Annotated in this window: 21 protein-coding genes and 1 tRNA gene; 13 read left to right on the top strand and 9 right to left on the bottom strand. The window is 65.3% G+C overall.

All coding sequences use genetic code 11. From position 1 onward, the window contains the following. Positions 1-13: 13 nt before the first annotated feature. The 3 genes from H0O22_RS12015 to H0O22_RS12005 are packed head-to-tail and all read left to right on the top strand — an operon-like array spanning position 14 to position 1,927. Positions 14-436 carry a hypothetical protein gene (locus H0O22_RS12015; RefSeq protein ID WP_185186868.1) on the top strand — a complete coding sequence of 141 codons (423 nt, stop codon included), beginning with the start codon at positions 14-16 and terminating at the stop codon, positions 434-436. After that, on the top strand, positions 436-1,659 hold the full coding sequence (locus H0O22_RS12010; RefSeq protein WP_185188428.1) for a lipid-A-disaccharide synthase-related protein: 1,224 nt from the start codon (positions 436-438) through the stop codon (positions 1,657-1,659). The genes H0O22_RS12015 and H0O22_RS12010 overlap by 1 nt, the downstream gene beginning before the upstream one ends. Beyond that, positions 1,652-1,927 carry a hypothetical protein gene (locus tag H0O22_RS12005; RefSeq protein ID WP_185186867.1) on the top strand — a complete coding sequence of 92 codons (276 nt, stop codon included), beginning with the start codon at positions 1,652-1,654 and terminating at the stop codon, positions 1,925-1,927. The genes H0O22_RS12010 and H0O22_RS12005 overlap by 8 nt, the downstream gene beginning before the upstream one ends. Here the strand turns inward: H0O22_RS12005 and H0O22_RS12000 are convergent. Further along, a complete protein-coding gene (locus tag H0O22_RS12000; protein WP_185186866.1) occupies positions 1,896-2,825 on the bottom strand; it encodes a TIGR01777 family oxidoreductase in 930 nt (309 codons plus the stop codon). The genes H0O22_RS12005 and H0O22_RS12000 overlap by 32 nt on opposite strands. Positions 2,826-2,915: 90 nt before the next feature. On the opposite strand from H0O22_RS12000, the gene ndhO reads away from it, so the two are divergent. Further along, entirely contained in the window at positions 2,916-3,161 is a 246-nt protein-coding gene (ndhO, locus tag H0O22_RS11995; RefSeq protein ID WP_185186865.1) for an NAD(P)H-quinone oxidoreductase subunit O, read from the top strand. Here the strand turns inward: ndhO and H0O22_RS11990 are convergent. From H0O22_RS11990 to H0O22_RS11980, 3 genes are all read right to left on the bottom strand, one after another. Then, entirely contained in the window at positions 3,158-3,844 is a 687-nt protein-coding gene (locus H0O22_RS11990) for a DnaJ domain-containing protein (RefSeq protein ID WP_185186864.1), read from the bottom strand. The two genes, ndhO and H0O22_RS11990, sit on opposite strands and share 4 nt — an antisense overlap. Before the next feature lie 83 nt (positions 3,845-3,927). After that, the gene (locus tag H0O22_RS11985; protein WP_185188427.1) at positions 3,928-5,601 is read right to left on the bottom strand and encodes an iron uptake porin; all 1,674 of its coding nucleotides are present in this window, start codon (positions 5,599-5,601) and stop codon (positions 3,928-3,930) included. Positions 5,602-5,863: 262 nt separating this feature from the next. Next, positions 5,864-7,462 (bottom strand): iron uptake porin, encoded by a 1,599-nt coding sequence (locus tag H0O22_RS11980; protein ID WP_185186863.1) that lies wholly within the window; start codon positions 7,460-7,462, stop codon positions 5,864-5,866. A gap of 97 nt (positions 7,463-7,559) precedes the next feature. Here H0O22_RS11980 and H0O22_RS11975 point away from each other — a divergent pair, with 97 nt between their 5' ends. From H0O22_RS11975 to H0O22_RS11960, 4 genes are read left to right on the top strand one after another with little or no spacing between them, the layout of a single operon-like run. Beyond that, a complete protein-coding gene (locus H0O22_RS11975) occupies positions 7,560-9,131 on the top strand; it encodes a glycosyltransferase family 39 protein (protein ID WP_185186862.1) in 1,572 nt (523 codons plus the stop codon). After that, positions 9,098-11,485 carry a glycosyltransferase family 39 protein gene (locus tag H0O22_RS11970; protein ID WP_185186861.1) on the top strand — a complete coding sequence of 796 codons (2,388 nt, stop codon included), beginning with the start codon at positions 9,098-9,100 and terminating at the stop codon, positions 11,483-11,485. Before H0O22_RS11975 ends, H0O22_RS11970 begins: the two co-directional genes overlap by 34 nt. Then, entirely contained in the window at positions 11,482-12,876 is a 1,395-nt protein-coding gene (locus H0O22_RS11965; RefSeq protein WP_185186860.1) for a glycosyltransferase, read from the top strand. Before H0O22_RS11970 ends, H0O22_RS11965 begins: the two co-directional genes overlap by 4 nt. Then, the gene (locus tag H0O22_RS11960) at positions 12,876-13,820 is read left to right on the top strand and encodes a lysylphosphatidylglycerol synthase transmembrane domain-containing protein (RefSeq protein WP_185186859.1); all 945 of its coding nucleotides are present in this window, start codon (positions 12,876-12,878) and stop codon (positions 13,818-13,820) included. Before H0O22_RS11965 ends, H0O22_RS11960 begins: the two co-directional genes overlap by 1 nt. On the opposite strand, the gene H0O22_RS11955 is transcribed toward H0O22_RS11960, so the two are convergent. Then, complete coding sequence (locus H0O22_RS11955; protein WP_185186858.1) at positions 13,798-15,033, bottom strand: hypothetical protein; 1,236 nt, start codon at positions 15,031-15,033, stop codon at positions 13,798-13,800. The genes H0O22_RS11960 and H0O22_RS11955 overlap by 23 nt on opposite strands. A gap of 367 nt (positions 15,034-15,400) precedes the next feature. Here H0O22_RS11955 and H0O22_RS11950 point away from each other — a divergent pair, with 367 nt between their 5' ends. Then, on the top strand, positions 15,401-17,071 hold the full coding sequence (locus tag H0O22_RS11950) for a multicopper oxidase family protein (RefSeq protein WP_185186857.1): 1,671 nt from the start codon (positions 15,401-15,403) through the stop codon (positions 17,069-17,071). Between the two features lie 10 nt (positions 17,072-17,081). Here the strand turns inward: H0O22_RS11950 and psbD are convergent, their stop codons facing one another. After that, complete coding sequence (gene psbD, locus H0O22_RS11945; protein WP_185186856.1) at positions 17,082-18,137, bottom strand: photosystem II D2 protein (photosystem q(a) protein); 1,056 nt, start codon at positions 18,135-18,137, stop codon at positions 17,082-17,084. A 208-nt stretch (positions 18,138-18,345) separates the two neighbouring features. On the opposite strand from psbD, the gene H0O22_RS11940 reads away from it, so the two are divergent. From H0O22_RS11940 to H0O22_RS11925, 4 genes are all read left to right on the top strand, one after another. Further along, a complete protein-coding gene (locus tag H0O22_RS11940) occupies positions 18,346-18,573 on the top strand; it encodes a hypothetical protein (protein WP_255439320.1) in 228 nt (75 codons plus the stop codon). Beyond that, positions 18,566-19,261, top strand: coding sequence for an ABC transporter ATP-binding protein (locus H0O22_RS11935; RefSeq protein ID WP_185186854.1), 696 nt, complete (start codon positions 18,566-18,568; stop codon positions 19,259-19,261). The genes H0O22_RS11940 and H0O22_RS11935 overlap by 8 nt, the downstream gene beginning before the upstream one ends. Positions 19,262-19,294: 33 nt before the next feature. Continuing rightward, positions 19,295-19,366 (top strand) — tRNA-Asn (locus H0O22_RS11930). A 302-nt stretch (positions 19,367-19,668) separates the two neighbouring features. Then, positions 19,669-20,439 (top strand): response regulator transcription factor, encoded by a 771-nt coding sequence (locus tag H0O22_RS11925; RefSeq protein WP_185186853.1) that lies wholly within the window; start codon positions 19,669-19,671, stop codon positions 20,437-20,439. Here H0O22_RS11925 and H0O22_RS11920 read toward each other — a convergent pair. From H0O22_RS11920 to H0O22_RS11910, 3 genes are read right to left on the bottom strand one after another with little or no spacing between them, the layout of a single operon-like run. Beyond that, positions 20,436-21,416 (bottom strand): DNA polymerase III subunit delta', encoded by a 981-nt coding sequence (locus tag H0O22_RS11920; protein WP_185186852.1) that lies wholly within the window; start codon positions 21,414-21,416, stop codon positions 20,436-20,438. The genes H0O22_RS11925 and H0O22_RS11920 overlap by 4 nt on opposite strands. After that, on the bottom strand, positions 21,409-22,053 hold the full coding sequence (gene tmk / locus H0O22_RS11915; RefSeq protein WP_185186851.1) for a dTMP kinase: 645 nt from the start codon (positions 22,051-22,053) through the stop codon (positions 21,409-21,411). The genes H0O22_RS11920 and tmk overlap by 8 nt, the downstream gene beginning before the upstream one ends. Next, positions 22,046-24,325 (bottom strand): cation-translocating P-type ATPase, encoded by a 2,280-nt coding sequence (locus H0O22_RS11910; protein WP_185188426.1) that lies wholly within the window; start codon positions 24,323-24,325, stop codon positions 22,046-22,048. Before H0O22_RS11910 ends, tmk begins: the two co-directional genes overlap by 8 nt. Between the last annotated feature and the right edge of the window lie 35 nt (positions 24,326-24,360).

Below are 24,360 nucleotides of genomic sequence, written 5' to 3'. Positions count from 1 at the left end.
CACGCCCTCCGCCATGACCGCCACTGACGCGCCCTCTCTGTTTGAGCAGGCCCTGAAGAGCTACAACGAGGGCGCACCGCTGTCTGAGGTGATCGCCAGCTTCCAGCAGATCACCCAACAGGACCCCCGGCTGTCCGCCGGCTGGACGTGCCTGGCCTGGCTGCAACTGCTGGACAACCAAGCGCAGACGGCGCTGCGCTCAGCCCGGATGGCGGTCAAGCTCAACCCCCAGGACCCCCAGGCCCGGATCAACCTGAGCCTGGCAATGCTCGAGAACAACGTCAAAGGCGTGCGCGAGCACATCGAGTTGGTGCAGCGCGTGCGGGTGATGGCCCCGGAGATCGGCGAAGAACTCGACTCCTCCATCGCCGACGGCTTGGGCCGGCGCCCTGACTGGCAGGCCCTGCAAAAGGTCAAAGCTTGGCTGCACGGTTGATGGCCCACCACGGCCAGCGGCGCATCCTGCTGCTGAGCAACGGCCACGGCGAAGACCTCAGCGGCGCCCTGATTGGAACGGCACTCCAGCACCAGGGGTGCAGCGTTGAGGCGCTGCCCCTGGTGGGCCACGGCCAGGCCTACATCCAGGCCGGCATCACGACGCGGGGCAAGACCCGCGAGTACAGCACCGGCGGCCTCGGCTACACGAGCCTGATAGGACGGATCACCGAGGTCGTGCAAGGGCAGGTGCTCTACCTGCTGAGCCGGCTGCTGCTCTTGCTGCGCATCGGCCATCGCTACGACCTGATCCTGGTGGTCGGCGATGTCATTCCTGTGCTGGCGGCCTGGTTGAGCCGCCGGCCGATGGCGACGTACCTGGTGGCCTACTCCAGCCACTACGAAGGACGCCTGCAGCTGCCCTGGCCCTGCGGCGGCTGCCTGAAATCCAAGCGCTCCCTGGCTGTCTACAGCCGCGATCAACTCACCGCGAGCGACCTCAGCGAGCAGTTGCAGCGGCCGGTTCAGTTTTTCGGCAACCCCTTCTTTGATGGGGCCCTGGGGGAGAGCGATGCCTTGGCGGGGGCGCCGCGGCAACGGCTCGGTCTGCTGCCCGGCAGCCGACTGCCGGAGGCCCTGCACAACCTTGAGCTGATGCTGCGGGTGCTGGAGCGCCTGCCCGAAGCGCTCCGGCCTCCCCAACGCCTCGGACTGCATGCGGCCCTGGTGGGGAAACTGACGCCCCAGGAAGTCGCGCCCTTGGCGAGCCGGTTGGGCTGGCGCTTGGAACTGGAGAGCAGCAGCCGTTGCAGCCTTCAGCGTGGACCCCTCCACCTGCAGTTGGAGTGGGGGCGTTTTGCGGCTGTCATCCAGCAGTGCGACCTGCTGCTCTCGATGACGGGGACCGCTGCCGAACAGTGCGTCGGCCTGGGCAAGCCCGTCCTGCAGCTCGTCGGCGACGGGCCCCAGTTCACCGACAACTTCGCCGAAGCCCAGCGTCGGCTGCTGGGGCCAGGCCTGTTCTGCGCCCCGGGGAACGGGGGCAGCGAGGAGCAGCTGCGGGGGACAGCTGAGCTCCTGGAGGAACTGCTCAACCGCCTGCTGGTGGATCAGCGCTGGCATGAGGAACTGCGGCAGCTCGGCGACGAGCGCATCGGCAGCGGGGGCGGTGCCGCCAAGATGAGCGCTGATTTATTGGAGCGTCTGGCGCAGCGCCATGGCTGAAGCGACCCCACCCAGCACCGGCCAACGCCTGAAGGGCTATTTGGATGCGGTGCTGGTCGCGGACGTCTTCGTGGTGATCGCCGGAGCCATCTGGTTCGGCGTGGCCGTGGTCTGCCACAGCCGTGGGATCGAGGCGCCCCTCAACCTCTTTCAGAGCCTCTGGGAGCCCCTGTTCACGCCGGCCATCGGCCTCCTGATGGGAGCGGCGATCCTGAGCGGCATCCTGGGCTGGGCCCTCAAGTGGTGGCGCGGGCGAGAGCCGCGCTGAGCTCAGCGTCTTCAAAGACAAATCCCTGCTGCTGCAGGCGCTCCGGCAGAACCTGCTGCCCCTCGAGCACCACCTTGGCGCCATCGCCCAGCAGGAGCTGAAGGATCGGTGCGGGCACCGGCAGCAGGCTGGGGCGCCCGAGGGCCTGCCCCAGGGCGGCCGCGAAGTTGACCATGCTGCACGGAGCGGGTGCCACGGCGTTGTAGGTGCCTTGGTAGGCGGTCTTGCTGAGGGCCTCGCCGATCAGCCTGCAGAGGTCATGGCGGGTAATCCAGCTCATCCACTGCTGGCCGTTGCCAATCGGTCCGCCGAAGCCCGTCCGAAAGACCGGCAGCATCTTGCCGAGGGCGCCGCCATCGGCGCCGAGGACAATCCCGATCCGCAGGATCACGACGCGCGCAAAGCTTGAGGCCGCCTCGGCTTCTTTCTCCCAGGCCTGGCAGAGCCCGGCGAGGAAGTCACTGCCCGCGGGGCTGGTTTCGCTGAAACGCCCGGTCTCACTAGTGCCGTAGTAGCCGATGGCCGAGCCGCTGATCAGGGTCTGGGGTCGCTGGCCCTCCGGCAGCGCCTGCATGGCGGCCACCAGCGCACGGGTGGTGTGGATGCGACTGCTCGTGAGCAGGGCGCGGTGGGCATCGCTCCAGCGCTTCTCCGCGATGGGCTCACCGGCCAGGTTGATCACCGCCTCGCTTGTGGCCAGGGCCTCTTGCACGGCGGGGAGCTGCCACGTGGCCGCCTGGGCGGGGTCGGCCTGAAGGCGCTGCAGTTGGGGGGACTGGACGGCCGCCAGGGGAGCACTGGAGCGGCTGATCAGCACCAACTGGTGGCCCGCCGCGAGCAGCTGTGGCACGAGGGCCCGACCGACAAAACCACTGCACCCCACCAACAGAATCCGCACTCGCCCAGAGCCCTTGAACTGGGGCAAAGGCTAGGGACCCTCTGGATCTCCGAGCGGGAACTAGCCTGGCGGCTACCCGACCTCGTTGCCATGGCCGAAGCGCCCGCCAGCAAACCCGCGGCCGCCGCCATCAAGAAAGGCGCCCTGGTGAAGGTGAACCGCGCGGCCTACGGCGGCAGCCTGGAATCCAAGGCCAGCGACACCACCGCGCCGGACTATCTCTTTGAGGGCCCCGCTGAGGTCCTGATGGTCAAAGGGGATTACGCCCAACTGCGTTACCGCCGGCCAGTGCCCGACATTTGGCTGCGGCTCGATCAACTGGAAGCCTTCAACTAAAGGTCCAACCGACGGCGCTCCGCCTGGAGCCGGGTGCGCCTTTGCTTGGCTTCCCGCAACATCTCGCGGCCGTCGTGGAGGTAGTTGTCGACGTAGCCCATCGTGTAGCGCTCGAGTTCCACCACGGCGTCTTTGACCTGGGAGAGGCAGTGGTAAACGCTGAGGCTGAAGCCCTGGGCTGAGGCCGGCGCGGCCATGGAGCGGTAGAGCGTCTCCACCTTTTCGAGCTTGGCTTGGCTCTGCTCGAGGTAGGCACAGAAGGCCTCCATCAGCTGATCGTCATAGGGATCGGCAGAGAGCGCCTTGAATTCGGCGGGGAAAGGATTGATGACCTGACCCAGCAGACGATCAATCGGCGCGTAGACCGTCTGCAGCCAGACCAGCAAGGCTTCATCGCCGCGGGCTGATTCCGCCGTGGCCTTTCGGGCCGCCCGGCCGGCAGCGGCGGAGCGCACGGTGGCCTGATGACTGCTGACGACGCGATGGCGATCGTGCTCGGCTCGGCGCTCGCGATCCCCGAGCACCTCCCAGGCTGCGTTGATGGCCAGGATCGCCTCTTCGTCTCCGCCGGCATCGGGGTGATGCTGTTTGACCAGGGCGCGATAGGCCGCCTTGATCTCGGCGCCACTGGCTGTCGCCGCCACACCGAGCACCAGATAGGGATCGCGGGCGGACTGGGGCATGCAATTCAGAGGAGGGTCGCCCCATCCTTAAACAGCAAAAAGCCCCCCGCCAAAGGCGGAGGGCAAGGGGGTGCTCTGAAGAATCAGAAGCGGAAGGTGGTCATCAGCAGGCCGCCAAAGACGTTGTCCTTGGCGTTGTAGGCCCCGGTGCTGGTGTTGTACTTGCCGTACTGACCGTCGAGGTTGTTGATGTAGTACAGCGCGGGCTTCACCGAGATGTTGTCGGAGACCTGGTACTCGTACCACCACTCCCACATGGTGTTGGAGTCCATCGGGGTGCTGGCGCCGGCGACGGTGCCAACGGAGCCGCCACCGTTGTCGCTCACGTAGGGGGCCTGACCGACGGCCATGCCGGCCTTGTTGCCCTTACGGAGGGCGTCGTTCCACTGCAAGCCCACCATCCAGGACTGGGTCTTGGCCCAGTTGTCGGTGCGGTAAGGAATGCCGCGGAAGGTGGCGTTCTCGGAGTTGGTGGAACCCCAACCGAGGCTCACGGTCGGAATCCAACCGGTGTTCTCGGGGATCCAGGAACCGCTCACGCCGTAGCTGTTGTTGCTGCCGGTCCGCCCCACGTCAAAGCCGTAAGGGGTGGCGCGGTGCAGCTTGGAGTTTTGGGCGTAGGTGTAGGCCGCCGCGATGGCGTAGTTACCACCGATGAGCGGGGTGTTCTTGCCGAGGTAGCCCAACTGGGTCACCGAGACGCTGTTGGAGCCGCCGGTCATGATCCCGCCGGTGCTGGGGTTGCCGTCGGAGCCATCAGCGGAGACGTAGTTGCTGCTGATGGCGAGGCCCTTGATGCCAAGCAGCGTCTTGTAGGTGCCACCGAAACCGGCACCGAAACCGCTCTTGTTGTAGACGCCGGGGGAGCCAGCACGGGTGAAGAAATCAAGCAGGCCCGGCTTGTAGACCGAGGGCACACCGATGGCGAGCATGCCGGGGTCATCGATTCGCACTCGAGCGCCAACGTTGAAGTTGAACTTCTCGCCAGCAGGAAAGGCGTAGAAGAGGCGGTTCACGCCAACGACGTTGGGCCCCGCGGGTTCCTGGAAGGCAGGATCGAGCTTGAGCAGGCCGTAGTTGTAGGCGCTTAGCTGGAAGTTGCCGGCCCGCAGCAGGGTGCGCAGCAGGTCCTTGCCGGTGAAGCTGGTGTCGAGATAAAGGCGCTGGTCGTAGTTAAACGTGGTGGCACCACGCTTGGCCTTTTTAAAAGCGGTTGTATAGGCCGTATCAACATCACCAGCGGCCGTATTCGTGCCGGTGAAGCTATTCGCACCCAAAACGAATCGGGTGAAACCACGCAGCTTGGTCGTGGTGGAGAACTGGGTCGCTTGCAGCTCGCCGACCTTGGCCTCGAGGCCATCGACGCGGCCGCGGGTGATGGCGAGCTCGCGTTCGAATTCCTTCATCAGGCGCTTGAGCTCGTCGGTCACTTCAGTGATCCGGTCGAGGCAAGCGTTCAGCAGTGCGGCCGCTTCATAGCGGGTCATCGCACGGTTGCCGCGGTAGGTGCCGTTGGGGTAACCAGCGACGCAGCCGTAGCGCTCGATCAGGTTGCTCAGTGCCTGGTAAGCCCAGTCGGTGGGCTGCACGTCGGAGAACTGGGTGATCGAAGTCACCTGCTCGGCTGCTCTGCCTGACGCAGAAGAGGGGCCGTACTGGCTCAGCCCAGCGATGTTGACGTCAGCGGCGTTTGCAGCGACAGGAGCCAGAAGGCCCAGAGCTGCAGGCGCCAGAAGAAGCTTCTGGAACAGTTTGATTGGTCCTCACACCAAAAGAGGAACCCCAAAGAGGGGAGCAGAAACACTATTGGTTGTGCATCCAAGGCTCTGAACCGTGGGCACGGATCCGCGTATCAAATGCGACGAGCCACCCACCGAAAAGACAATTTCAGGCCGAATCGCAGGCCTTCCGGCAACAAAAAACCCCGGACAGAGCCGGGGTTGATCGAGGTCTTCGAGGACGGTGCGTGAGAAGAAAGTGGGGCCCTATGTGTGAGGGAAGAGCCCCAGTTGTTCTGGATCAGAACTTGAAGGTGGTCTTCAGGATGCCACCGAGGTTGTTGAGGGTGGCGTCGTACTGACCGTCGGAGGCAAGTTTGCCGTCCTGACCTTGGAAGTTGTTGATGTAGAACAGCGCAGGGGTGACGGTGATGTTGTCGGTCACCTGGAACTTGTACCACCACTCCCACATGTAGTTGGAGTCCAGAGGCGTCTTAGGACCTTCGACGGCGCCGTAACCGGTGCTGGTCACGAAGGGAGCCTGGCCGACGGCCATGCCGAGGTCGTTGCCCTTGACGAAGGTGTCAGGCCATTGGAGACCCACGTACCAGGACTGAGCCTTAGCCCAGGTGTCGGTACGAACAGCGCCGTTCTCGAAGGAACTGGTGCCCCAGCCGGTGCTGACGGAAGGAATCCAACCGGTGCTCTCGGGAACCCAGTAGCCGCTCAGGCCGAAGCTGTTGGTGGTTCCGGTAGCGCCGTAGGTCAGCGAGTAAGGGGTACCAACAAACAGGGTGTTGGCTTGGCTGTAGGTGTAAGCAGCGGCAATGCTCCAGGCGCTACCACCGATGACGGGGAAGCTGTTGCCGGTGTAAGCCAGCTGACTCACGCTGACAGAACTGGAGTTCTCGGTTGCGATACCGCCGTTGGCAGCATCGTTGCCGTTGATAGCAACGTAGTTGGTGCTCAGGGTGACGCCGTCGAAGCCCAGAACGTTGTTGTAGGTGATACCGGCACCAGCACCCAGACCATCGAGGTCATATGCGCCAGGAGCACCGGCGTAGGTGAAGAAGTCGAGGATGGTGTCGGCGGGGTAGACGCTGGGCCAAACGCCGAGCATGCCTGCGTCGTCAACACGAACGCGACCACCAACGGTCACGCTGAAGTCTTCTCCAACGGGGAAGTTGTAGAAGAGGCGGTTGACGGCGACAGAGTTTGCACCTGCGGGCTCTTCGAAGCCGACCTCAGTTGCAGAGAGACCTGCAAGACCAGAGGCGCCGAAGTTACCGGAGCGCAGCATGGTGCGCAGCAGGTCCTTGCCGGTGAAGCTGGTGTCGAAGAACAGCTTCAGGTCGTAGTTGAAGGTGGTGCCGCCCTGAGCAGCCTTAACGGCATCAACGTTCGCAGTGTTGTTGGAGCCGGAGAAGCTCTGAGCACCCAGCATGAAGGTGGCGACGCCACGCAGCTTGGTGGTGGTGGAGAACTGGGTTGCTTCCAGCTCGCCGACGCGGGCCTCGAGGCCGTCCACGCGACCGCGGAGCACAGCCAGCTCACGCTCGAATTCCTTCATCAGGCGCTTGAGCTCATCGGTCACTTCAGTGACCCGGTCGAGGCAAGCGTTCAGCAGTGCGGCCGCTTCATAGCGGGTCATCGCACGGTTGCCGCGGTAGGTGCCGTTGGGGTAACCAGCGACGCAGCCGTAGCGCTCGATCAGGTTGCTCAGTGCCTGATAAGCCCAGTCGGTGGGCTGCACGTCGGAGAACTGGGTGATCGAAGTCACCTGCTCTTCGGTGCCGTACTGGCTCAGGCCAGCAATGTTGACGTCAGAGGCGTTTGCAGCGACAGGAGCCAGAAGGCCCAGAGCTGCAGGCGCCAGAAGAAGCTTCTGGAACAGTTTCATTGGTCCTCACACCAATAGAGGATCGAGACACGAGGTCTCTTTGTGATGATCAAGGCCCCTGAGGGGCCAGAAAAGCGGTCATGTGCCACAAACAGCAATGACACGTAGCAACGGATACCAAAAGTCTGGTTTTCGGTGGCTGCCCTTCCTGCCGCTGTTGATCAGCGTCGCGCCCCGCAGCTACCTGGCCCACGACGAGGGGTACTACGCCCTGCAGGCCCGCTGGATCCAAGAGAGTGGCCAGTGGCTGGCGCCCCTCTGGTGGGACCAACCCCTGTTTGATCGCACCATCGGCGTCCAGTGGCTGATCGCCAGTGCCCAAAGCCTCTTCGGGCCCAACAGCTGGGCGGCACACCTGCCATCTCTGCTGGCGGCAGCTCTTGCGCTCTGGCTCACCGCACGCCTGGCCTCTGGTCTGCTCGGCCCAGGCTTGGGTTGGCTGAGTGCAGCCCTTCTGGCCCTCACGCCTCTCTTTATTAACTACGCCCACCTCGCCAGCCAGGACATGCCCCTGCTGGCCCTCGAGCTGCTCGGGGTATGGGCCCTGCTGCAGGCCCAGCCCCAAGCGTCAGGCGGTTGGCGGATCGCGGCAGGACTCTGGCTGGGGCCAGCCTTTTTGATCAAAGGCTTCATGACCGCCCTGCCGGTCCTCGCCCTGCTGCCCTTCCTCCTGCTCAAGCGACGGTTCCTGCTGCGCGCGCCGGCCTTCTGGTCCGGACTGCTGCTGGGTTGGCTTCCCGTGGCGCTCTGGCTGGGTTTGAGCCTGCAGCACTACGGCGCCGGCGTGGTCGGCGGACTGCTGGACAAATTGCTCTTCCTCTCCGAAAGCGACGTCTACAGCGCCGGGCCCTTCTATTACTTCTGGAACATTCCGGCCAACTGCGCACCCTGGAGTCTGGTGGCCATCGCTGGGCTGGTGTGGGGGCTGAAGCGCTGGCGCTCCGAACAGGGACTGCTTCTGCTGGTCTATCCGCTCAGCCTGCTGCTGCTGCTGAGTTGCTTCCGCACCAAGACCCCGTACTACGGCCTGCAGCTCACGCCGTTTCTGGCGATCTGGGCCGCCAGCGGCCTGCGTCTCTTCGCGCAATCCGGGATCGCCCGGCCGCGGGCCATCGCCTGGTGCCTGGCGGGCCTCGGCGTTCTGCTGAGCCTCGCCGGGGTGCTCCTGCTGCTGCCCGGCAACCTGCTCAACCTCGAGATCCCGCCCCTGGCGCCAGCACTGGTGGGGCTAGCAGCCCTCGTGCTCGGCCTGAGCTGGGCCCTCCTGCCCCAACAACAGTCACAGAAACGCGTCCTCGCCGCCGTCTTGATCGGTCCCTGGCTGGCCCTCAGCCTGCTCGTGCAGGGAGGACTCTTTAGTGATCGCTCCCCCGCCGTGCGCCAAGCCCTGAGCGCTGGTGAGCTGCCTGCGCTACTGGCCGCCGAACCGGTGGCCGTGATCAGCCAAGGCTCCTTGAGCGGCCAGGCCCATGCCCAATTGATCCTCGTCGCCCTGGGCACACCGCAGCTCGGTCCCAAGCTCGAGAACGCACAAGACCTCGCCCCCGGCGCTTTGACCTGGATCGAGTCAGCCGCGCTGCAGGATTCGGCCAATCGGGACCTCATTCCCCTGGCCGCGGGCGATGATCTGGCCCCATGGACCTTGGTACGCAGCCCCAGCGGCAACTGAACCGGCGTGATGGCCTTCTGCTGCTGGCCCTCTGGCTGATCTGTCTGCTGCTGGATGGCCTCTGGATTCAGCAACACCAGGCCCCACCGGCCTGGGACCAGGGAGATCACCTCAGCCGCGCCCTGGGTGTTTGGCAGGTGCTCAGCCAGCCGGCCCCCTGGAGCGGCGGCTGGTGGCACAGCCTCTGGGCCCAGGCCCCCAGCTACCGGGGGCCGCTGACCTACATGCTGAGCGCCCCCGTTCTGCAGCTGCTCGGGCCGAGCTTCAGCAGCGCGATCGCCTCCGGCGCAGTCTTCAACGGGATCCTGCTGCTGAGCTGCTACGGCCTGGGACGCCAACTGCACAGCCGCCGCGCGGGGCTCTGGGCGGCGCTGTTTGTCGCGGCCGCCCCCGCGTTGCTCAACCAACGCACCGACTACCTGATTGATCTGAGCCTGACCGCGCTGATGACCGCCGGCTGGTGGGTGCTCAGCCAGCGACGCTGGTTCGCCCGCCAACGGCGCTGGCTCTGGTCCGTCCTCAGCGGCATCGGCCTGGGGCTCGTCGCCCTGACCCGGCCCACGGGGCTCGTCCTGCTCTGGCTGCCTCTGGTGCTGCTGCTGGTCGGCGGCCTGCGCGAAGCGCGCCACGGCCACTGGCGTCCCCTCGCCGAGGGGGCAACCGGGGGACTGATCGCCTGGCTGCTGGTCTGGCCCTGGTTCAGCCAGAACTGGCTGACAATCCTGAGCACCATCAACAAAGCCCGCCAATGGGGGGTCGCCTACCAAGACGGCTTGGAGGCCAACAGCCTGGAGGGGTGGCTCTACTACTTGAAGTCGCTGCCGGCGATGTTGGGCAGCAGCCTGACGGTCCTGGTGCTGGTGGGCGGGGGCATCGCCCTGGTGCAGCGCAGGCCCCCGCTCAAGGCCGACAAGGCCTGGCTGCTCTGGTGGTTGAGCTTTCCGCTCGGGGGCCTGCTGGTGTGCATCCTGATGACCAGCAAGGACTTTCGTTTTGTCCTGCCCCTCCTGCCGCAGCTGGCGGTGGGGCTGGGCCTGGTGGTGGCCAGCGTCGAGCGCCGCTGGACCCCCGTTTGGCAGGCCGCACTGGTGCTCGTCGCCCTGCTCGGAGCGCTCTGGAGCCAATTCGGCTGGGGACCGAAGCTGAGCAGCTTTCCGCCCCATCGCCCCAACCCCCAGGGGGGCTGGCCCCTCGAGGCGATCGTGGCGACGGTCCGCGAGACCAGCCCCAACCAGCTCTCCACCCTGGCGGTGCTGCCCGACAGCGAAGGGCTGAACGCCTTCAACCTCGAGGCCGAGGGGCGGCGCCAGAAATTCCGCATGGCCGCCCGCCAGACCGTGGCCCCGAAGGAGCGGCTGGAAGAGGAACTCAGCAACTTCGATTGGTTCCTCAGCAAAGGCGGAGACCAGGGGGTCATGAGCGATGAGCGGCAGGCGCGCCAAGCCGAACTACTGCAGAGCTCTCCCGCATTCGAACTGGTCAAGAGCTGGCCCCTCCCCGATGGCAGCCAGGCCCAGCTGCTGCGCCGCCGATCCCTCAGCGTCAGCGCCAAGCCGGTGCGTTGCTCCGGTCCGCTCAGCGGATCCATCACTGCGATTCCAGGCGGCCTGGACATCCAGGTCTCCGGCCCGAGCGCCGTTCTTCAGGGTTCGCGGCTGCTGGTCAGCATGGAGCAAGCCGGGCAGAGGCTTGAAGCGGATCAGGCCCTCGGCCAAGGCTTACTGCGCCTGCCTCAAGGCTGCGCCACCGTCCAGCAGGAGCTCGCCTTCAGCAACAACGGCGGGAGCTGGCGCGCCCAACTGCAACTGCTCGCGGCCAACGGCAAGCGACGGGCGATCCCGCTGCCGCAGGCCAGCACCCTTGAACTAGAGGCTGGGACTCAGGAGCCCGGCGCCCTGGCCGCCAACCGTGTCGCCCTGCTGCGCGACCTCGGGGGCCAGCTGCGCCGCGGGGAACTGGACAGCCTCTTCTCCAAGGTCGGCCAGCTCAACCAGAGCGACCCCGAGCAGATCTATTTGGCCGACGCCGAAGCCATCCTGCTGGCCCGACTCCAGGACGATCCCGGTGACCTGAACGACCTCTACAGCCTGGCCCTCGCCCAGGCGCTGCAACGGCATGCCAGCGATGCGGCGCAGACCTTGACCCAGATCAAGAGCCTGGATCCCTCCAATCCGAATGCCCTGCTCGGGCTTGGAGTCGTAGAGCTTTATCGCTTTCGACCGGTCCAAGCCCAGGTGGCGCTTGATCAAGCAGCGAAGATGAGCCCCAACAACTCCACCTTGCGCACGCTGCGCATCGTGGCCAGCGCCCTGCGCCTGGATCTGCCCCAGACCCTCCACCTGCTTCGTTCATGACCACCTCGAGCCAGCAGATCCAGTTCCGCCAACGCAACCGCACCTATTACGCGGATCTCGAGCGGCTGCATCAGCTGCTGGTTCCGCCGGGGCTACGGGTGCTGGAGGTGGGCTGCGGCACCGGTGATCTTCTGGCTCACCTGCAACCGGCCCATGGGGTTGGGATTGAGCTGGACCCGGAGGTGGCCGCTGTCGCCCGGGAGCGCCATCCCGAACTGCGGATCCTGGCGACCAACGCCGAGACGATGACCCCGCAGAGCATCGGCGAGACCCAACCGTTCGATGTGATCCTGCTGCCGAACACCCTGAACACGCTGCAGGACGTGCAAGGGGTGCTGGAGCGGCTGGAGGCGTTTTGTCACCCCCGGACCCGCTTGGTGGTGAGTTTCCACAATTGGCTCTGGCAACCGCTGCTGAAGACCGCGGAACGCCTGGGCCAGCGGCAACCGCAGCCCCCGGAGAGCTGGCTGACCCCGAACGATGTCCGAAACCTGCTCGATCTCGCGAGCTGGGAGGTGCTCAAGGAGGGCCAGCGCTGCTTGATCCCCCGCCAGATTCCGCTGCTTACCCCCCTAGCCAACCGTTGGCTGAGCCAACTGCCGCTGATCGACAACCTGGGGCTCACCCACTGGATGGTGGCCAGGCCCGCCCGTCAACAGCGCCAGAACCCAAGCGTCAGCGTCGTCATCCCGGCGCGCAACGAAGCCGGCAACATCGTCCCAGCGATTGAACGGCTGCCGGAACTGGGCCGTTTCACCGAAGTGATCTTTGTCGAGGGGCATTCCTCCGACAACACCTGGGAGGAGATCGAGCGGGTCTGCGAGACCTACCAAGGCCCGATGAGCCTGAAGAAATTCCGCCAGACGGGCAAAGGCAAGGCCGATGCGGTCTGGCTCGGTTTCGACCAAGCGGAAGGGGATGTGCTGATGATCCTCGACGCCGATCTGACCGTCAGACCGGAGGATCTACCGCGTTTCGCCCAGGCCATGGCCGATGGGCGCGGTGAGTTCGTCAACGGCTGCCGCCTCGTCTACCCCCGCAGCTGGGAAGCGATGCCGCCGCTGAACACCGCGGCCAACCGCTTCTTTGCCGCCGCCTTCTCCTGGTTGCTGCGCCAACGGCTCAAGGACACCCTGTGCGGCACCAAGGTGATCTGGAAGGACGACTACGAACGGCTCAAAGCAGGTCGCAGTTACTTCGGGGACTTCGACCCATTCGGAGACTTTGACCTGCTCTTTGGCGCCAGCAAGCTGAATCTGAAGATTGTCGAAGTGCCTGTCCGCTATCAAGAACGCAGCTACGGCAGCTCGAACATCGCCCACGTCAAAGAGGGCTTGATCCTGGGGCAGATGTGCGTCTATGCCGCCCGCAAGTTGAGGTTCATTCCCTGATGCGGCGCCGTTGGCTCTTCGGGCTGGTCGCAGCCCTCGCGATCTACCTCGGGCTCACCACCGCCTTTGGCATCCAGGACGTCAGCGCCACCCTGGGGGAACTGCCCTGGCGCTGGTGGATCCTGGCCCCGGGCATTTGCCTGGGGAGCCACCTCGTGCTGATTGGCCGCTGGTCCTATTACCTGCGCCAACTGGGCTTCCCCCTGCCCCTCAAACCCGCCGCCAAGACTTATGCGGCGGGCCTCGCCTTGATCGCCGCCCCGGGGCGCAGCGGCGAAGCGGTCCGCGGCCTCTGGCTGCAGCGGCGCCACGGCTTCCCGCTGACCGTGGGCGTTGGCATCACCCTGGCGGAACGGCTGGCTGATCTGGCCAGTGCCCTGCTCGTGCTGAGCTGGGGTCTCGGGGAGCAGGTCTGGATCGCAATGCTGATCGGCCTTGCGGTTCTCGGTGTGGGCGGCTGGGTGCTGACCCACCCCCGGGTCCTCCGCAGACTGGAGCATTGGCTCGAGCGCCTGCCGCTGCATCAGCGCTGGAACGGTCTGATTCGCCTGCTGCGCGAAGCCCTGCTGGCCATGGGCCGGATGCGGCAGTTGATGAAACCCAAACCCCTCATCGTCGGCACCCTGCTGGCCTGCATCTGCTGGATGATCGAGGCGGGATTATTGGTGGCGCTTTACCAGGCCCTCGGTGTGGACCTGAGCCTGCATCAAACCGCCGTGATTCGAACGGCGACCGGCCTGGGCGGTGTGATCTCGCTGTTGCCCGCCGGCTTGGGCACCAGTGAAGCCACCTCGATTGGCTTGGCGATGCTTTACGGAGCCGACCGCTCCCAAGCCCTGGCCGTCACGCTGCTGCTACGGCTCTGCACCCTCGCCGTTCCCTGCCTGGTCGGCGTCCTGGCGCTGGTGCGCCAACCCGACCTCAGCCGTTCTGCTGAATCTTGAGTCGGCGTTGCTCGATCAGCAGCACCGCCAGCGCCACCAGCAGCATCAGCAGGGAGGCGTGGAAATAGTTGTGGGGCAGGAATTTCCGGACATCACCCGTGGCGGGCCCCACGGCTACCGCCATCGCGATCAGGCCGCTCGCGAGCCACTCGGGCCGCGTCATCGGACCTGACTCGAGCGGGCGCGGCGGGCATTGGGCGGCCGTCACCACCATCGCCAGGAGCAACAGGATCACGCCGTACCGCAGCCAGTCATGGGTGATCAAGACGAAGGGCAAGGCCACAGGCACCCAGAGAAGCCAGACCCGAATGCCCAGGCTGCGTTCAGCGGGTCTGCGTTCCGCCATGGCCGTCAACAGCGCAATGCCATAAACCAGCACGGCACCCAAGGAACGTGCCATCCGTGACAACGTCTCTCGGGGCGAATCAGAGAGATAGCGGCTGAACTCCTGCTTCACGTTGAAGCTGAAACTCACCGAGGCGGCCAAGCCACCGCCATCCCTGTAGCGCAGTTGCTCACCGGTGAGGGGATTAACCGCCACCAAGGCCTCCCGCGCCGCCTGCCCGACGCTCGGTGCATCGGGTTGCTGGAACACCAGCAGCAACGCGGCCGCCAGCGCCAGGGGGAGCCAGCGCCAAAGGGTCGCTCGCATCAACCAGAAACCGACTGGCAAGAGCAGCAGGGCGCAGCCCTCATAGATCAAGGCGGCGAGAACAAAGGAGACCAACACGACCGCATCTCGCGCTCGGCTTTGAGCAGGGGTCAACAGCACCGAAGCCACCAGCAGCAAACAGAGCTGCAGCGGATCCAAGGCTGTCTCCGCCAGGGACTTGCCAAAGGGCGCGAACATCAGCAAGAGGCTGATCAGCAGTGGCGCCCAACCGGAGCGCCCGAGCAGCGTGCGCACAACGGCATACAGCAACAACGCCAGAGCCATGAAGAGCAGCAAGGCGAAGACGTTGAGCTCAATCAGATCCACTCCCGATGGCAACAGGTGCCGCAGCAGCTCGCCGCTAAAACCGCGCTTGGTGAATCCACCGGCGTAGTTCTTCAGCAGTTGATTGACCCAGTACTGATCGACGCAAAAAGTCAGCGAACGCCCGGGGACCCAACACTCCAGTCCGAGGGATCCTGCGCGAAAAAACTGAATGACGGCCGCCAGCAGCATCAAGAGCGAACCCGGACAATCCAGTGATTGCCTTGTGCTCGTCATGGACTGGCCAGAGGGAGAGGACCCAGTCAAAACGATGCCCCCGATTCCTCAAGAGGAATCGGGGGCTCTCGCCGGGTCCGCTCTGGCGCGGAACCGTTTGATCTAGGAATGAGGCGCCGAAATCAGCCGGCGTTCTCCGCGATCAGCAGACCCTGCTTCTTACAACTGTGGGACACGGGCACCTCCTCCTGTGGGGGTTGGTGTCAGCCGGCGATGCATCCGGCAACGCTTCCGCCCGAAGGGTTCTGCGGCGCCACATCACTGCTAACGGTACCTCTAAATTCTATCGAGGCTGAGCCCAGTGCGGCGTGGCGAATGCGACAACACCGCTTCGGCTGGCTAAGCAACGGACAGTTGGACTGCAGGGATGCGTCGTCGATCCGTCCTTCGTCTCGGACTGCTCGCCGCAGCCCTGGGCAGCTCGACGCAGTCCTGGATCAGCCGCACCCGAGCGAAAGCCGAAAACAGCTGGGAACGGTTCGTCAGCCAGGCCAGCTTCCGGCGCCCCCTGAACCGAAACACCACCGTGCTCGAGATCGGCACGGCACCGATCACCGTGCTCGGCCGGACCGTGCAACGGGGCTGCATCCGGCAACGGAATGGCCAACGGGGCTACATCACCCGACGGGAGCAAGGGGTGGATCTGGAACTGGTCAACCAGCTGCCGGTTCCCACGACGGTGCACTGGCATGGCCTGATCCTTCCCAATCCCATGGATGGGGTGCCCTATGTGACCCAACCCCCCATCCCGCCGGGGGAGCGGCAACGCATTCACTACCCCCTCCAACAGGACGGGACCTTCTGGATGCACTCCCATTACGGGCTGCAGACCCAAAGCTTTGTCGCTGAACCCTTCTTGATCCTCAGCGAGGAGCAGGACGCCTGGGCCGATCAAACCGTCACGGTGACGCTGCGGGATTTCAGCTTCACGCCGGCGAACACGATCTTGAAGAACGTCGTCGCTGGCCAACGCGGCGGCGACACCGCCATGGCCCGCAGCCTGCGGGGATTTGATTGGCAGGCCGAACGGCCCCTGCTCACCCAGGGCTGGGATCCAGTGAAGGAACGGTTCAACTGGAAGCGTGAAGCCGGTCAGTTGATGCTGCCCGATGTCGTCTATGACGCCCTCTTGGCCAATGACCGCTCCCTCGATGCGCCGCAGATCATCGATGTGAAGCCAGGGGAGACCGTGGCCATTCGCTGGATCGCCGCCAGCGCCTTCATGAATTTCTTCCTCGACCTGGGCGAACTGGAGGGCGAGCTCCTGCGCACCGATGCCAACCCCGTGGAACCGATCCGGGGATCGGTCTTCCAACTCGCCGTCGCCCAACGGCTCAGCCTGAGGATCCGCTTACCGGAGACACCCGGCGTCTTTCCCATGCTGGCTTGGGGGGAGCAAAGCAATCTGCGCTGCGGCGTCGTCCTGCGCAGCGCCCCCGGGCAGACCGTGCCCCCATTGGCACCGCAAACCGAGCAATGGACCGGCCAGCTCGACTTCACCCAGGACCAGCAACTCAGGGCCAAGCGGCCCCTACCCAGCAAGGCCGCCGACAACACCATTCCCGTTGCCCTCACGGGACCCGCCCCCTCCTATCGCTGGGGGCTGAACGATCGCTTCTATCCCTACCGCGACCCCTATTGGGTGGAAGACGGGCAACGGGTCGAGATGGTCTTCAGCAATCCGACCCCGATGGGCCATCCCATGCATCTGCATGGCCACGAATTCCAAGTCGTTGAAATCGACGGCCAACCGTTGTCGGGCCCGATGCGGGACACCGTGTTGGTGCCCAAAGGCGGTCGCTGCCGGATTGCCTTCGATGCCATCCACCCCGGGATCTGGGCCTTCCATTGCCATATCAGCTATCACCACATCCGCGGCATGTTCAACGTGCTGGCCTACCGCTCAGCCGACCTGAGCTGGTGGGACCCCAGCGGATTCAGCCATGAACAGCTCCTCTTTGAGGCGGCCGATCCAGAGACATCAAAAAGCGCCCCCGAGGGGGCGCCAAAGGATCACGCGACGCGTGAACTGAGTTGAATCGTCTGAATCAAAGAGCGTTGCCGCGGGGCAGAACCTCTTCAGGGAAGACGAAGTTTTCGTGCGGTTGGTCCGCGGGGGCCATCCAGGCGCGCAGGCCTTCGTTCAGAAGAATGTTCTTCGTGTAGAAGGTCTCGAACTCGGGGTCCTCAGCAGCGCGGATTTCCTGCGACACGAAGTCGTAGGCACGCAGGTTGAGGGCCAGGCCAATGATGCCGATGGAGCTGGTCCAGAGGCCCATGACGGGCACGAACAGCATGAAGAAGTGCAGCCAGCGCTTGTTGGAGAACGCGATCCCGAAGATCTGGCTCCAGAAGCGGTTGGCGGTGACCATCGAATAGGTCTCTTCTTCCTGAGTGGGCTCGAACGCCTTGAAGGTGTTGGCCTGCTCGCTGTCTTCAAACAGGGTGTTCTCCACGGTGGCGCCGTGGATGGCACACAGCAGTGCCCCGCCGAGGATGCCGGCCACGCCCATCATGTGGAAGGGGTTCAGGGTCCAGTTGTGGAAGCCCTGGAGGAACAGCAGGAAGCGGAAGATCGCTGCCACGCCGAAGCTCGGAGCGAAGAACCAGCTGCTCTGGCCGAGGGGGTACATCAGGAAAACGCTGACGAACACCGCAATCGGGCCGGAGAAGGCGATGGCGTTGTACGGACGGATGCCGACCAGACGGGCAATCTCGAACTGACGCAGCATGAAGCCGATCAGGGAGAAGGCGCCGTGCAGGGCCACGAAGGTCCAGAGACCGCCGAGCTGGCACCAGCGCACGAAGTCGCCCTGGGCTTCTGGGCCCCAGAGCAGAAGGAGAGAGTGGCCCATGGCATCAGCCGGGCTGCTCACCGCAGCGGTGAGGAAGTTGCAGCCCTCCAGATAGGAGCTGGCAATGCCGTGGGTGTACCAGGAGGTGACAAAGGTGGTGCCGGTCAGCCAGCCACCCAGTGCCAAATAGGCAGTGGGGAACAGGAGCAGACCCGACCACCCGACAAAAACGAAGCGGTCGCGCTTGAGCCAGTCATCGAGGACGTCGAACCATCCCCGCTGCGGCGCGCGCCCTACAGCGATCGTCATGAGAGCGGCTTCATGAAGCGTTACACGCGCACTGTACGGGGAACAGGACGCTTGCGGCGAGCTCGCGCGCAATTTCCAGCAAGGCTGATCAAGCGATAAGTACTTGTACTCAGGCCAACAGCAACCGGTGCTGCGGTTCGCCAAAGTGGGGCCTGCTTGAAACCCTGCTCCTGTGTTTGTAATTGAGCTCTCGTTGAAGCTGAGCCCGATGCCCGTCGCGGTCCAGCGCAAGGAGCAAAGCGCCGCGCAGGACCTCTACAACCAGATCCAGCAGGCCATGGAATCCGGGCAGCCCCGTCTGCTCGAGCTGCACTGCGAGAAAGAGGAAAGCAAGCGCATCAGCCTGCTGACCTCTGAAGTCGTCGCGGTCCAGACCTACGAAAAGTCGAGCCTCGGCGGCGGCAGCAAGCGCCCCGGCTTCAGCTTCGATGGCTAAGGCGGATGGAGGGCAGCCTTCTCTGGTGGCCGAGCGGCTGGGATTCACCTGGCCGACCGGTCACCGCGCCCTCAATCACTGCAACCTCACCATTCCCCGCCCCGGGCTTTGGATGCTGGTGGGCGGGAATGGCTGCGGCAAGAGCACCCTGCTGCGCCTGATCGCTGGCCTCCTTGAGCCCAGCCAAGGCCAGCTCCAGCGACCACTCAAACCGGCCCTGGTCTTTCAGAACCCGGACCACCAACTCCTGCTACCCAGCTGCGGCAGCGATCTCGAGCTCTCGCTTCCCAGCAGCCTCACGGCGAGCGAGCGACTCGAACGGGTCCATCAGGTCCTCCAGCAGGTGGGACTGGGGGGCTTTCGCCAACGGCCCATCCACAGCCTCAGCGGGGGACAAAAGCAACGGCTCGCCATCGCGGGAGCCCTGGCGAGCGATGCCCAACTCCTGCTGATGGATGAACCCACCGCGCTCCTAGATGAAACCAGTCAGCAGGAGGTCATCAGCCTGATTCACCAGCTCTGCCACCGGCAGGAGGCACCGATCACCGCCCTCTGGATCACCCATCGATTGGAGGAACTGAGCTGGTGCGACGGAGCCGCCCTGATGGAGCGCGGCAGCATCGGCACCTGGCAGACCGGCTCGACGGTGCAAAACCAGCTCAAGCCCCTTGCGACGAGGAAGGGCTGAAAGGTATGTTCTTCGGGTCTCGACAGGGATCATTCCTCGGTAGCTCAGCGGTAGAGCGGTCGACTGTTAATCGATTGGTCGCAGGTTCGAATCCCGCCCGGGGAGTTCTTGAAAAGCCCAGCCTCACGGCTGGGCTTTTTGCTTGGAGCCCAAGGGAAGGCGGAACACGCTTCACAACAAACGGCCGAGATCCGCAACCCAAAAGACGAAAGAAAACCTGAAGATTCCGCGCCATCGCGGCGGGCGCGATTCAGGCAAACCCGTTGCGAGCCCTAGGTTCAGCAAGACTTCCAGGCCACAACAAGCGGAAGGCTTGTTGTGCAGAAGCACAAAAAGCCACGGAGAATACCGGCGGTGAACTTCGGCCCTTCACTGCAACCGCGCATCCGTCAACCCAGGAACCAGTCATGAAGCCATGCATCCTGCTGATCGAAGACGACGGCGACATGCGCGAGCTTGTGGCCGGCCACCTGGAGCACAGCGGCTTCGACGTGCAACGGGCCGAGGACGGCATCAAAGGCCAGGCCCTGGCCCTGCAATACACCCCTGACCTGGTCCTGCTGGACCTCATGCTGCCCAAGGTGGATGGCCTCACCCTTTGCCAACGGCTGAGGCGTGATGAGCGCACCTCCCGCATCCCCGTCCTGATGCTGACGGCCCTGGGCAGCACCAAGGACAAGGTCAGCGGCTTCAACTCCGGTGCAGACGACTACCTTGCGAAGCCGTTCGACCTGGAAGAGCTCCTGGTGCGCATCAAGGCGCTCCTGCGCCGCTCCGATCGGGCTCCGCTCTCGACGAAGCACAACGAGATCCTGAGCTACGGCTGCCTGACCCTGGTCCCGGAGCGCTTTGAAGCGATCTGGTTCGACGAACCCGTCCGGCTGACCCACCTGGAGTTCGAGCTGCTCCACTGCCTCCTGCAGCGCCACGGCCAAACCGTTGCCCCCTCACTGATCCTCAAGGAGGTCTGGGGCTACGAGCCGGACGACGACATCGAAACCATCCGCGTTCACGTGCGGCACCTGCGCACCAAGCTCGAGCCCGATCCCCGCAAGCCCCGCTTCATCAAGACCGTCTACGGCGCCGGCTACTGCCTGGAACTCCCCAGTGGAGACAACCAGGAAGCGCTCGCCCAACTGGTGCAACAGGCCCGAGACAACCGCCGCACCGCCGCCTAGGCGCTGCCCAATCCCACCCCCGCAAGCGACAGCAGCGCCACCTCCCAGGCCAAGCGCGGCTGGACGTAACTGCGCAGTTGAGACCTGAGTTGCTCCAGACGCTTTAGCGGAGAAGGGTCCTGCCGTTGGCGCCAGAGGTGGAGCTGCCACCAGTCCAGCAGCCAGAGCTGCTGCTCCACATCCAGCACCTCACAGAGATCGCGGGCCAAGGACAGGGCCACCATCGGGGTCTGCGCACCATTGGGGGCCGAAAACGCACTGCAGCGATCGGTCAACCCCTCCGGCAGGGACTGCCATTGCGCCCGTTGCTCCAGCAGCGCCCCCGGTGAACCCGCCGCGAGTTCGAGCAACTCCGGCGGATCACCAGCCTGGGTGATCCCCCCATGGCCATGGCGCTGCAGCACCGCCTCCAACGTCTGGGGATCCAGCCGCCCAAAGGGAATCGACTGACAGCGCGAGCGAATCGTGCTGAGCAGGCGATCCGGGTAGGCCGTCAGCAGGATCAGCATCCCGTCGCCGGGTTCCTCGAGGGTTTTCAGGAGGGCATTGGCGGCTCCTTCGGCCATCGCCTCCACGGTTTCCATCACCACCAGGCAACGGGAGGACTCCACCGGCCGGCGGGCCAAAAACTGGGAGACGGCCCGGACCTGCTCCAGCCGCAGCTGCGGGGGCGCCTTTCGGCTCACGCCAGCGGCTTCGGCCTGGGACGCAGGAACCAACTGTCCCTTCTCCGAATAAGTGGGCTCCACCCAGAGCAGGTCGGGATGGTTGCCGTCCTGCAGCCGACGTCTCACCGAAGGTGAGCCATCCAGCCCCGCAATGGCTCCCTCCAGGAAGCGCAAGGCCGCCAAACGGCGACCCACTCCATCGGGACCGCAGAACAGATAGGCCGGCGCCAGGCGCTGCTGCTGCAGACCAGCCCGCAGCAGCGCTACCGCTTGGGATTGCCCCAGCAGGTCCTCAAACAGCTCAGCCATCGCTGCGGCAGACCTCCTCAATCGCCACCTGCAGGGCCCGGCTAACCGCCTCAGGCGATTGGCTGGCCTCAATGCGGCACCAGCCGTGTTGCTGAGCCAAGGCACTAAAGCCCGCGCAAACCCGCGCCAAGAAGGCCTCGCCGCTGGCTTCGATGCGGTCGGCCGGGCGGTGGCCCCGCCGGCGCAAGGACTCCGCCAAGGGGATCTCCAACAGGGCCGTGAGGTCCGGCTGCACCCCAGCCGTGGCAATTGCGGCGAGCTGATCAATCAAGTCCAGGGACAAGCCGCGGCCATAGCCCTGGTAAGCCGCCGTCGATCCCACAAAGCGATCGCTCAGCACCCAATGGCCCGCCGCCAGGGCCGGCGTAATGCGCTGCTGCACATGCTGAGCGCGATCGGCCGCGTAGAGCAGCAGCTCCGCCGTGGACTCGGGAGCCGCCTCCCCCGGAGGATGCAGCAACAGCTGACGCAAGGCCTGTCCCAGGGCCGTCCCCCCCGGCTCTCGCGTCACCAGCAGTTGTGCGCCCTCGGGCATCAGACCACTCGCGGGGAGCCACGCTTTGAGGGCTTCGATCTGGGTGGTCTTGCCACACCCGTCGATGCCCTCCAGCACCAGAAAGCGCCCGCGCTTAGTCATCGCGCCCCAACAGCAAGGCGTTCACCACAACCGTGATCGAGCTCATGGCCATCAACAGAGCTGCCAGCGGTGGTGACAGCACGACGCCAAAGCCTGGCAGGAGCACCCCGGCGGCGATCGGCAGCACGACCAGGTTGTAGCCAAAGGCCCAAATCAGGTTTTGACGGACCTTGGCCATCGTGCGGCGGGCAAGGCGCAACGCCATCGGGATCGCTTCGAGGCGTTCTCCCAGCACCACCAGGTCGGCGGTATCGATCGCGATCTGGGTTCCAGTCCCCACCGCAATGCCCAGATCCGCCGCGGCCAGGGCCGGCGCGTCGTTGATCCCATCGCCGACCATGCCAACGGGGCTGGAGTCCCGTCGTGCCTGGTCGATGCGCTCCAACTTCTGCTGCGGCAGCAATTCCCAGGCCAACTCCTCGGGCGGCAGGCCCAACTGGGCCGCCAGGTGCCGAACCGGCGACTGACGATCGCCACTCAACAGGCCCAACGCCAAACCCATCGCTCGCAACTGGGCCAGGGCGCCTTGGGCGTCGTCGCGCGCTTGATCCTCGAGAGCAATCAGCCCCTGCAGTTGGCTTGAGCCCGCAAGAGCCACGGCCACCACCGTCGCCCCCTGCGCTTCCTGTTCAGTCCACCAACGCCGCTGCTCCTTGGCGATCGCCACGCCGTCCTCGAGCAGCCAGGCGGGACGACCCACCCGGCAGAGGCCATGGCCCTCCACCTCGGCACTGACGCCATCACCCGCCAGGGTGCGGGCCTCACGCACGTCCAACAACGGGAGCTCCAGCTGCTGGGCCCGCTGCAGCAGGGCGTGGGCCAAGGGGTGCCGGGTCTGGGCCTCCAAGCTGGCGGCCAGTTGGATCAACACGGCTTCGCTGGCCCCAGGATCCACAGCCCTCACCGTGGGCCTGCCAACCGTCAGGGTTCCAGTCTTGTCAAAAAAGAGGGTGCGCAGCCGGGAGGCCGCCTCGATCACATCGCCCCCGCGGAAGAGCACCCCTGAGCGAGCCGCCCGGCCGCTGCCGACCGTGATCGCCGTGGGCGTCGCCAAGCCCAAGGCGCAGGGGCAGGCGACCACCAGCACGGCGATGCTCAGTTGCAGCCCCAAGACGAAGGGGGTTTCAGCGCCGAGGCCCAAGCTGCGATGGCCGCCGTGCTGGTGCATCGACGGCGCCGCACTGAGGACGTGGGGCCAGAGCTGGGCACCGATCAACCACCAGAAGAGAAAGGTGGCGGCGGCCAGCAGCATCACCACAACACTGAAGCGGCCCGCCACCCGATCGGTGAGGGTCTGAATCGGCGCTTTCCTGGCCTGGGCACCCTCCACCAGGGCAATGATCCGAGCCACCGCGCTCTCGCGGCCCGGTCGCAACACCTCGAGCTCGAGGCTCGACTGCAGATTCAACGCACCCGCGGCGAGCTCCTGGCCGGCAGCCGCCAACAACGGCAGCGGCTCACCGGTGAGGCTGGAGACATCCAAGGTCGATTGGCCGTCCAGCACGCGGCTGTCCACGGGGACCCGATCCCCCGGCAGCAGGCGCAGCCGATCCCCGGGCCGCAGGGCACCAACGCGAACCGACTCGACGCGATCGCCGAGCACGAGGAGCGCCTCGTCGGGTTGCAAGCGGGCTAACTCGTGGAGGGCCCGTCCGGTGCGGAACCGCGCTCTCTCTTCCAGGAAGCGGCCCATCAACACGAAGCCCAGCAGCATCACCGGCTCGTTGAAGAAGCACTGCCAGCCCACGGCCGGCCAAAGCAAGGCCACCAGGCTGGCCAGGTAGGCGCTCCCCATCCCCAGTCCCACCAGGGTGTCCATCCCCGGGGCACCGGCCCAGGCCGAACGCCAGCCCTGAGCCAAGATCGGGCGCCCAGGCAGCAGCAGGGCTGCCGTCGCCACCAGGGCATGCAGGCGGATGTCCGCCAAGGGGGCCAAGGGCAGCTCACCGGCCTCCGCCAGATGCCCGGAGACCGAGAAGAGCAGCAGCAGCAACGCCACCATCAATTGGCGCCAGCGCTGCCACCAGCCCTGTTGCTGCCGCCGCTCCTCCAGGCTCAGCGGCCGATCGTCGCCATCCAGGTTGCGAACCGCGGCCGCGTAGCCCATGGCGGCCAGGGCCTCGATCAAGGGCTGCGCCGGCTCCGCGGTGACGGCCTCAGGATCCAGACCCACCCAGGCGGTCCGGTTGAGCAAATTGACGCTCGCCTGGCGCACCCCCGGTTGGGCCAGCAGGCGTTGCTCCACCGAGCGGACACAGCCACCGCATTTCATCCCCTCCACATCCAGCAAGAGCGGCGCGACCGGCT

It is taken from the genome of Synechococcus sp. LTW-R, from assembly GCF_014217875.1.
Classification (GTDB): domain Bacteria; phylum Cyanobacteriota; class Cyanobacteriia; order PCC-6307; family Cyanobiaceae; genus Vulcanococcus.
Note: the sequence above shows the minus strand (reverse complement) of the source record. Positions and strands in the feature narration are given on the sequence as shown.

Bases quoted from the DNA above. Each gene is read 5' to 3' on its own strand.
- H0O22_RS11910 (WP_185188426.1), bottom strand. From the start codon at position 24,325: ATGAAATGCGGTGGCTGTGTCCGCTCGGTGGAGCAACGCCTGCTGGCC.
- H0O22_RS11920 (WP_185186852.1), bottom strand. From the start codon at position 21,416: ATGGCTGAGCTGTTTGAGGACCTGCTGGGGCAATCCCAAGCGGTAGCG.
- H0O22_RS12015 (WP_185186868.1), top strand. From the start codon at position 14: ATGACCGCCACTGACGCGCCCTCTCTGTTTGAGCAGGCCCTGAAGAGC.
- H0O22_RS11935 (WP_185186854.1), top strand. From the start codon at position 18,566: ATGGCTAAGGCGGATGGAGGGCAGCCTTCTCTGGTGGCCGAGCGGCTG.
- H0O22_RS11925 (WP_185186853.1), top strand. From the start codon at position 19,669: ATGAAGCCATGCATCCTGCTGATCGAAGACGACGGCGACATGCGCGAG.
- H0O22_RS11970 (WP_185186861.1), top strand. From the start codon at position 9,098: ATGGACCTTGGTACGCAGCCCCAGCGGCAACTGAACCGGCGTGATGGC.
- H0O22_RS11960 (WP_185186859.1), top strand. From the start codon at position 12,876: ATGCGGCGCCGTTGGCTCTTCGGGCTGGTCGCAGCCCTCGCGATCTAC.
- H0O22_RS12005 (WP_185186867.1), top strand. From the start codon at position 1,652: ATGGCTGAAGCGACCCCACCCAGCACCGGCCAACGCCTGAAGGGCTAT.
- H0O22_RS12010 (WP_185188428.1), top strand. From the start codon at position 436: ATGGCCCACCACGGCCAGCGGCGCATCCTGCTGCTGAGCAACGGCCAC.
- H0O22_RS11975 (WP_185186862.1), top strand. From the start codon at position 7,560: ATGACACGTAGCAACGGATACCAAAAGTCTGGTTTTCGGTGGCTGCCC.
- H0O22_RS11955 (WP_185186858.1), bottom strand. From the start codon at position 15,033: ATGACGAGCACAAGGCAATCACTGGATTGTCCGGGTTCGCTCTTGATG.
- H0O22_RS11965 (WP_185186860.1), top strand. From the start codon at position 11,482: ATGACCACCTCGAGCCAGCAGATCCAGTTCCGCCAACGCAACCGCACC.
- H0O22_RS11980 (WP_185186863.1), bottom strand. From the start codon at position 7,462: ATGAAACTGTTCCAGAAGCTTCTTCTGGCGCCTGCAGCTCTGGGCCTT.
- H0O22_RS11990 (WP_185186864.1), bottom strand. From the start codon at position 3,844: ATGCCCCAGTCCGCCCGCGATCCCTATCTGGTGCTCGGTGTGGCGGCG.
- ndhO (WP_185186865.1), top strand. From the start codon at position 2,916: ATGGCCGAAGCGCCCGCCAGCAAACCCGCGGCCGCCGCCATCAAGAAA.
- tmk (WP_185186851.1), bottom strand. From the start codon at position 22,053: ATGACTAAGCGCGGGCGCTTTCTGGTGCTGGAGGGCATCGACGGGTGT.
- psbD (WP_185186856.1), bottom strand. From the start codon at position 18,137: ATGACGATCGCTGTAGGGCGCGCGCCGCAGCGGGGATGGTTCGACGTC.
- H0O22_RS11950 (WP_185186857.1), top strand. From the start codon at position 15,401: ATGCGTCGTCGATCCGTCCTTCGTCTCGGACTGCTCGCCGCAGCCCTG.
- H0O22_RS11940 (WP_255439320.1), top strand. From the start codon at position 18,346: ATGCCCGTCGCGGTCCAGCGCAAGGAGCAAAGCGCCGCGCAGGACCTC.